Annotated in this window: 6 protein-coding genes and 1 tRNA gene; 4 read left to right on the forward strand and 3 right to left on the reverse strand. The window is 61.6% G+C overall.

Features of this window, described 5'->3' with window-relative positions; translation table 11 throughout:
* Positions 1–3: 3 nt before the first annotated feature.
* Positions 4–966 (reverse strand): NAD(P)H-dependent glycerol-3-phosphate dehydrogenase, encoded by a 963-nt coding sequence (locus DWA01_RS16615; protein WP_114286922.1) that lies wholly within the window; start codon positions 964–966, stop codon positions 4–6.
* Positions 963–2,108: a tRNA (adenosine(37)-N6)-threonylcarbamoyltransferase complex transferase subunit TsaD gene (gene tsaD / locus DWA01_RS16620; protein ID WP_114286923.1), complete on the reverse strand. Its 1,146-nt coding sequence runs from the start codon at positions 2,106–2,108 to the stop codon at positions 963–965. Before tsaD ends, DWA01_RS16615 begins: the two co-directional genes overlap by 4 nt.
* Before the next feature lie 76 nt (positions 2,109–2,184).
* On the opposite strand from tsaD, the gene DWA01_RS16625 reads away from it, so the two are divergent.
* From DWA01_RS16625 to DWA01_RS16640, 4 genes are all read left to right on the forward strand, one after another.
* Positions 2,185–2,859 carry a uroporphyrinogen-III synthase gene (locus DWA01_RS16625; RefSeq protein WP_235008588.1) on the forward strand — a complete coding sequence of 225 codons (675 nt, stop codon included), beginning with the start codon at positions 2,185–2,187 and terminating at the stop codon, positions 2,857–2,859.
* A gap of 89 nt (positions 2,860–2,948) precedes the next feature.
* Entirely contained in the window at positions 2,949–4,271 is a 1,323-nt protein-coding gene (locus tag DWA01_RS22995; protein ID WP_160116067.1) for a COG4223 family protein, read from the forward strand.
* Between the two features lie 11 nt (positions 4,272–4,282).
* Positions 4,283–5,779 (forward strand): heme biosynthesis protein HemY, encoded by a 1,497-nt coding sequence (locus tag DWA01_RS16635; protein WP_114286924.1) that lies wholly within the window; start codon positions 4,283–4,285, stop codon positions 5,777–5,779.
* A gap of 42 nt (positions 5,780–5,821) precedes the next feature.
* Positions 5,822–5,897 (forward strand) — tRNA-Thr (locus DWA01_RS16640).
* Positions 5,898–6,354: 457 nt separating this feature from the next.
* Here DWA01_RS16640 and DWA01_RS16645 read toward each other — a convergent pair.
* Positions 6,355–7,068 carry a hypothetical protein gene (locus tag DWA01_RS16645; protein ID WP_114286925.1) on the reverse strand — a complete coding sequence of 238 codons (714 nt, stop codon included), beginning with the start codon at positions 7,066–7,068 and terminating at the stop codon, positions 6,355–6,357.
* Between the last annotated feature and the right edge of the window lie 804 nt (positions 7,069–7,872).

Here is a 7,872-nt window from a genome sequence, read left to right on the forward strand (position 1 = left end):
GGTTTATTCCTTGGTTAGCGGACGGGAGAGCAACGTCTCCATCGCCTCAGCAACAGTTATAGTGTGATCGAGGATTGCTGCAACAACGCGGGTGATCGGCATGTCGATATTGTTATCGGCCGCCAGACGGGCAACGGCGCGCGCAGTGGCGACACCTTCGGTGGTGATGCCACTGGCCGTGCTGTCGCCCCGGCCCAACGCCAGGCCGTGGCTGAAATTGCGTGATTTTTCTGAGGTGCAGGTCAGCACCAGGTCACCAAAGCCCGACAGGCCGGCGAGCGTGTCGGCACGGGCGCCGCGGCTGGCGCCAAAGCGCACCATTTCCGCATAACCCCGGGTCATCAGCGCAGCGCGTGCACTTTCGCCAAGCCCGGCGCCGACGGTCAGCCCGCAGGCAATGGCGATGACGTTTTTGAGGGCGCCGCCGGTCTCGACCCCGGCAATATCGGTGCTGCGGTAGAGCCGCAGATTGGAGGTGCTGAGCTGCGCCTGCAGCCGGGTGGCGTCCGCTTCATCTTTGGTCGCCAGAGTCAGCGCTGTGGGCAGGCCGCGCGCAATATCGGCAGCAAAACTGGGCCCCGACAGGATGGCTGCACCGGCATCTGGCACATGTTTACGGATCAGATCGGTGGCGGACAGGTTGCTCTTCAGATCGACGCCTTTGCAGCAGGCAATCAGGATTTTGTGCTGAAACAGGCTCGCATTTTGCGCCAGAAAACCCGCCAGCGCCTGCATCGGCACCGCCAGAAGAACGGTATCGGCCTCAATGTCGCGCAGATCGGAGATCACGCTCAGACTGTCGGGAAAGGGCGCGCCGGCCAGGCGTTTGCTGTTCACCCGGTCGCGCGCCAACTCGGCGGCGTGTTCCGCGTCCCGCGCCCAGAGCTGTACCGGGCGGTTGTCCCGGGCGATGGAAATGGCCAGAGCGGTGCCAAAGGCGCCGGCGCCCAGAACTGCGACACTCATGCTTTGGCGCCTTTTTTGCCCGAGCCCAGCATCGCCGGGCTGCTGTTGTCCAGCGGCCAGCGCGGCCGGGCGGACAGCGTCTGGTCGTCGCGGTGACCGGCGCGGAAATGTTCAATACCGACCCAGGCGATCATCGCCGCATTGTCGGTGCACAGCGCCAGCGGAGGCGCGAGGAAATCAGCGCCAAATTCGGCGGCAACCGTCTCTAATGCAGCCCGTATCGGAGTATTGGCGGCGACCCCGCCCGCCACGGCGATGGTGGGGCGCGGCGGGTTCAACTCCATATATTGCGCCAGCGCCCGGCGGGACTTTTCGGCCAGCACATCGCAGACCGCGGCCTGAAACCCGGCGCAAAGATCGTTGCGATCCGTACGCGTCAGCCCGCCGTTCTCGGCGATCACCTTGTCGCGCGTGCGCAGCAGCGCAGTTTTCAGCCCGGAAAAGCTCATGTCACAGCCTGGACGGTCCAGCAGGGGGCGCGGCAGGCGGAAGCGTTTTTTATCTCCCTGCTCTGCGGCAGCCTCGACCGCGGGCCCGCCGGGCTGGGGCAGCCCCAGCAGGCGTGCCGATTTGTCAAAGGCTTCACCAGGCGCGTCGTCAATAGTGCCACCCAGCCGTTTGAAATCATCAAACCCGTGCACAATCAGGAACTGACAGTGGCCGCCCGAGACCAGCAGCATCAGATAGGGAAATGGCAGCTGATCAGTGAGCCGCGGCGTCAGCGCGTGGCCGGCAAGATGATTGACGCCGACAAAAGGCAGTCCGGTGGCAGCCGAGAGCCCTTTGGCGCACATCACCCCGGCCAGCACACCACCAATCAGCCCAGGGCCGGCGGTGACCGATATGCCATCCAGATCCTTGAGGGTGAGGCCAGCGCGCTCCAGCGCCTGTTCCACGCAGATGTCGAGCTTTTCGGTGTGGGCGCGGGCGGCGATTTCCGGCACCACCCCCCCATAAGCGGCGTGCAATTCGGTCTGCCCGGCCACCACGGAGGACAGGATTACCGGGGGGTCTCCCGGGCTGTGGCGCACGATGGCGGCGGCGGTGTCATCGCAGCTGCTTTCCAGCCCGAGTAGGGTCAGGGTGCCGACGGGTTTGTCCGTCAGCGGCGCCGTCAAAGTGTTGCTCAGAGTGTCGCTCATAGGGGCCGCCAGTTGCCTTAGGGTTATATGGCAGGTAACACCGTGAGACTGTTCACACAATGCCGGGGCCAGATTGATGTCCGATGCGATCCTGCTTTTGACCCGGCCTCTGGCCCAGTCCCGCGCATTTGCGGCGCGGTTTGGCGGCTTGGACTGCGTGATTTGCCCGCTGCTGCGCATTGTCCCGACCTTGCCGGTGCTGCCTGAGCGGAAATACGCGGGTCTCATTTTCACCTCCGTCAACGGGGTTTTGACGGCGGCTGAACTGCTGCAACTGTCCGGGCGCACGGCCTGGTGTGTTGGCGACAGGACTGCCGCCGCGGCACGCGCGGCGCAAATGGAGGCGCATTCCGCCGGCGGCTCGGCGGAGGACCTGGTGGCGCTGATCCGCGCCCGGGCTGCGGCGCCTTTGTTGCATCTGCGTGGTGAACACAGCCAGGGCGATGTGGCGGCGCGGCTGAATTCAGCCGGAACAGAGACAGATGAAGCGATAATCTACCAGCAGAGAGCCGAGCTGCTGACCGCCGCGGCACGCGCCACGCTCGCCGGGCAGAGAAAAGTTATTTTGCCATTATTTTCAGCACGTACGGCGCGGATCTTGTCTGAGCGCGCGGGCACCATACATGCCCCGGTGCAGGTCATTGCGATCAGCGACGCGGTGGCTGCGGCCTGGGCACGTCCCGGTGTGATCGTCGCCGCCACGCCCGATGCCGGCGCGATGGAGCGGGCCATACGGTCGCAGCTGAGCTGATGTTGGCTTGAGACCCCGCTGCGCGCGGGCTAAAGTTTTTGTGAGACAGCGCCCTGGCGCAAGATGAGATTCGAAAGGTTTGGTTCCTGGTGACGCAGTCTGATGACGTGAATGATGGCAAAAAAACCGAAGATTTGACTGGGGCTGAGGCCGGGCAGTCTGCGGCTCCGCTGCCGCCGGAGACCGCCGGTGAGCCGGGCAGCGAAGATCTGAGCAGCAGCAATGAACCCGTTGACGCGCCGGACGACAGCGAGCAATTCGAAGCTGACGAAGCTGACGAAGCTGACGAAGCTGACGAAGCTGACGAAGCTGACGAAGCTGACGAAGCTGACGAAGCTGACGAAGCCGACGAAGCCGACGAAGCTGTTGAGGCTGAGCCGGAGACCGGCGCCGAAATTCCTGAAGCCATTCTTGCCGATGAAGTGCTTGCCGGGACGATGGCCTCTGAAACGGCACCCGTTGCGGAGGCTTCGCCTGCCCGCCGTGGCGGATTCCTGCCCCATTTGCTTGGAGGCGTGATTGCCGGCGGCATCGGTTTTGGCGCTGGGCATTATCTGGTGCCAGTTCCGGTGTTTGATACCACTGTGCTGGAGGCAGAGATTAAGGCGCTGCAATCGCGCATTGAGAACAACACCGCACAGATTGCCCGGCCGGCGGATACGTCCGTACTTGAGGCCACATTCGCAACAGAGCTCGACGCGGCGCAGGCGCAGATCAGCGACCAGTTGGCGGCGTTTGACAGCCGCCTGACAGACCTGGAAAACCGCCCCCGCGCGGAAGTGGTGCTGCCGGAAGAAGCCCAGGTGCTCTATCAGGCGGAGCTGGCGCGGATGCGGCAGACGCTCGACAGCGAACTGGCCGGCATTGCCCGGGCGCAGGAAGCGGCGGCAAAAATGGTGGCGGATGCGGATCAGACCGCGCGCCGGGCCAAAATCGTCACCGCCTATGAACAGATTGCTGCCGCAGTGAGCAGCGGCGGTGCCTGGGACGGCGCCTATGGGGAGTTGAAAGCGCTGATCGGCGATGTGCCAGCGGCGCTGGGTGAATTTTCCACCAGTGGAATCCCGTCGCAGGCAGTGCTGGTGGCAAGTTTCCCCGACGCGGCTCGGGCGGCGTTAAACGCGTCCAATGCCAACGATACATCTGCCGGCAACACCGGCGGTCTGTCCGGATTTTTGCGCAACCAGCTGGGCATGCGCTCGTTGCAGGCGCGTGAGGGCGATGATGCGGACGCGGTGTTGTCGCGTGCTGAGGCGGCGTTGCGCGCCGGTGATCTGGACGCGGTGTTCCGCGAAATTGCCGCGCTGCCGGAGCCGGCACAGGCGGCGCTTGCCTCCTGGGCTGAAAACGCCAGTACCCGTCTGAACGTGCTGAACGCGCTGGGCGAATTGTCAGTAACAGTGAACAAATAAGGACGGCCGCCATGCTTTGGTCCCTGATCAAGATTATCTTTTTTGTAGCGCTGGTTGCGGCCATGACCTGGGGCGCGGGTTATCTGCTGGAATCTGACGGTGGCATAAGGGTCGCGGTCGCCTCTGTCGAATTCAACCTCAGCCCGCTGAAGGCGGTGATGGCGCTGCTGGTGCTGGTGCTGGTGATCTGGTTGCTGTTGAAACTGGCCAGCCTGATGGTGGCGGTGCTGAAGTTCATTTCCGGCGATGAAACCGCGATTTCGCGCTATTTTGACCGCAACCGGGAGAGGCGCGGCTACGAGGCGCTTTCTGAGGCGCTGCTGGCGCTGGCCTCGGGTGAGGGGCGCATGGCGATGACCAAAGCGGCGCGCGCCAATAAGTTTCTCGACCGCCCTGGTCTGACCAATCTGGTCACGGCGCAGGCGGCTGAGATGGTCGGCGACACTGCCCGGGCGGAAAAAGTCTATAAAGCGCTGTTGCAGGACGAAAAAACTCGCTTTGTCGGGGTGCGCGGGCTGATGAAACAGCAGCTGTCCGTCGGCAATACCGAGACCGCGATGCGCCTGGCAGAAAAAGCCTTTGCGCTGAAACCGCGCCATGTGGAGACCCAGGACGCACTGTTGCAGCTGCAGGCCGGGTCCGGCGACTGGGCGGGGGCGCGGGCGACGCTGGGCGCCAAGCTGAAACACGGGGCGCTGCCGCGCGATGTGCACAAGCGGCGCGATGCGGTGCTGGCGCTGTCGCTGGCGCAGACGGTGCAGGGAAACGGCAATGAAAACCAGGCGCGGGATGTGGCGATTGAAGCCAATCTGAAGTCGCCGCACCTGGTGCCGGCGGCGGTGATGGCAGCGCGCGCTCTGGTGGCGCGCAGCAAGGGCCGTGCGGCGGCCAAACTGTTGAAAAAGGCCTGGGCGGAGGCCCCGCATCCGGATCTGGCGGCGGCATTTGCCGAAATCCATGCCAATGAGGATGCGGCGACGCGGTTGAAACGCTTTGCGGAGCTGACAAAACCAAATCCCGACCACGCACAGAGCCGCATGTTGCTGAGCGAGCTGCAGATCGCGGCGGAAGATTTCCCAGCGGCGCGCCGGGCGCTGGGCGATCTGGTGGAAAAAGACCCCACCGCACGGGCGCTGACGCTGATGGCGGCGATTGAACGTGGGGAAGGCGCCGATGAGGCGGTGGTGCGCGGCTGGCTGACCAAAGCACTGAGCGCCTCACGCGGACCGCAATGGGTCTGTGACAATTGCCACACGGTGCAGGGCGAATGGGCGCCGGTCTGTGCCAATTGTGCCGGCTTTGATACGCTGAGCTGGACTGCGCCGCGGGTGCGCGAAGTGGCGATGCCGGCCTCAACCGAAATGCTGCCGCTGATCGTGGCGCCGGTGAACAGCGCGCCCGCAGAGCTGGTGGAAGAGGTGAAACTGCCCCATGCGCCGGATTATGCCGACCCGGAAGAAGAGGTCACGCCGCGCAGGGGGCAGGTGCTGGAACAGGTGGTAAAATAGGGCTACATAAGGTGCAGACCGGGTGTTAAACAGCGCCCATGTGCCGCTGTAGCTCAGCAGGTAGAGCACGTCATTCGTAATGACGGGGTAGCAGGTTCGAGTCCTGTCAGCGGCACCACCACAACAGATAAGCCGTTGTTTATCTTTAGCTTTTTAGCAAGAGAGGGCTATCGTAGACTATGTTGGAGACCAAGACAGCACCGTTCACATTTATTAAGAACGGCATCTTTTACTTCCCTCGTCGCGGTCCAGACGAGCTGAAGCATCATTACACCGCATTGCTTATTCACTACGCACAAGGGCAGTTTTCCTCGCCGGATCCCGCGCACAAAGGGCAGCGCAACAACTTGACGAATACTGGTACCACCTGCGCCTGAGGGACATTGACCTTCCCGGCAAGCATATCATCCGTCTGGCCGCTGCTCAGTCGATGCAGGTGGCTCAGGTCATTCGTCATCACCCACACAGCGTGAGACTGGCTGTATGAAGCTCTCTGAGGCGGTCTCTCTGAGCTTGCGCCTCAAAGGGCAGGGGAAGCCAGTGATCTTTCCCAGGGCTGCTGAGCGCTCTTGTGGCTACGTGTTGATCGCGTTGAGAATTGCGACCGCTGAAACATCGAGCGCCGCGTTCTGCCTTTGCTCCGGATCGTTAAATTTATTCCGGTCAATCCCGACATGATTACAAAACCACTCCACAGTTGAATGGTGCCTTTTGTAGGGCACCACTTTCAAGGCATTGGAAAACCCGCGTTTCCACCTGTTGTAGATATCAAAATATTCGAAATACGGACCATTAGCCGTTTTCAGGTAGCGCTTTTGCGAAACTTCACCGCCGCTCCGCGCTGCTGTAGATTGCAAACTTCGTGCCAAATCTGCCTGAGGCCTGAGAAACAAAATGCGTTCCTCACGCACATCAAATCCGGTCCAAAGCGACCTGAGCCGTTCTAATTGTTGGTCGGTGGTGATCCGGGAGTGCAGGTGCTCGCTGCGTATGACAAAGGCTGAACACCCGGACTTCATCGCCTTTTTGAATTCAGCGCGAAAATCGGCTGCGACTGTCTGGCGAAAATCATCCAGACCATCTTCGTCGTGCACGCCGGCAATATGCAACATCTCAGGGCCAGCGCTTACCCCTGCGGCGTAAACAGAGGCCCATGAGTTTACGGTGCGGCCCAGTGTTGAACGGTACCAGATACCGGCGCGAACAAGTGCCCGTTCGTTCTCATGCATCCAGATCTGCAGGGAGGTTGTGCCGGTTTTTTCGGTGCCAATGTGGACAATTATTTTCAACGGAGTGGAGCCTAAGCTTTTAACATCACTACCAGGATGAAAATGCCTTGGATAGTCTGATGCTACCGGCTGCGCTTTGTCCCGGTTTCCGGACATCATGGCGTCTGGCTAAGCGCGGCGATTTCCCGGCGCCGGACTTCAAAGGCGGCAATCGGGACTGCACGCAGAAATATGCCGGGGGACGGACCCATGGCGCCGATGTTGATCTTTAGAATGTGTCGGGGGGGCAGCGGGGCTGGTAAACATCACCACCCGCCAGGTCGTTGAAACTTAACAACTAACCTGGCGGTAGTGGTGCCCAGGAGAGGATCAGCGCGACTCAATCATTTCAATGACTTGTGAGGTTTCTTGGACCTTCGGTGTCACAACGGTGTCACAATTTTCAGCGAGAGTCGCGCATGGTTGGGGATTTAACTTTTTATGGGACACCCGGACCCGAACCCGGGGACCGTCGGGACTCGAAGCGACGTGGATTCGACGTGGTGATTCTCTCAGGATTTGAGCCGAACGCACCAGAGAACGTAAAACGCCGTTGCCGGGCGCATCCGGTGCGGCGACGCTGCCGCAGAACCGAGGAAGAGGCCGGTGCTAATTTCCGAGTTTGTGGACGCTGCTGAGGCTCGTCAGCCGGGGCAAACTGTATGCGTCTTGTGTAGGATCAGTGCGCCATTCTCAACCGAGAACTCGGCGACACCGTGGTTGCCCTTGAATGCCATCCAATGCCTTTACCGACACTAGAGGTTCGTAGGCCAGAGCACTTGGATCCGGCCAATGTTTTCGGTTCCAGCGAAGAATGCAAGTGCC

Origin of the sequence: Candidatus Halocynthiibacter alkanivorans (genome assembly GCF_003333265.1) — a bacterium.
GTDB classification, from domain to species: Bacteria; Pseudomonadota; Alphaproteobacteria; order Rhodobacterales; family Rhodobacteraceae; genus Halocyntiibacter_A; species Halocyntiibacter_A alkanivorans.

What these genes read in the sequence shown, in the direction of transcription:
- DWA01_RS16615 (WP_114286922.1), bottom strand. Translation starts at nt 966, where the DNA reads ATGAGTGTCGCAGTTCTGGGCGCCGGCGCCTTTGGCACCGCTCTGGCC.
- tsaD (WP_114286923.1), bottom strand. Translation starts at nt 2,108, where the DNA reads ATGAGCGACACTCTGAGCAACACTTTGACGGCGCCGCTGACGGACAAA.
- DWA01_RS16625 (WP_235008588.1), top strand. Translation starts at nt 2,185, where the DNA reads ATGTCCGATGCGATCCTGCTTTTGACCCGGCCTCTGGCCCAGTCCCGC.
- DWA01_RS16635 (WP_114286924.1), top strand. Translation starts at nt 4,283, where the DNA reads ATGCTTTGGTCCCTGATCAAGATTATCTTTTTTGTAGCGCTGGTTGCG.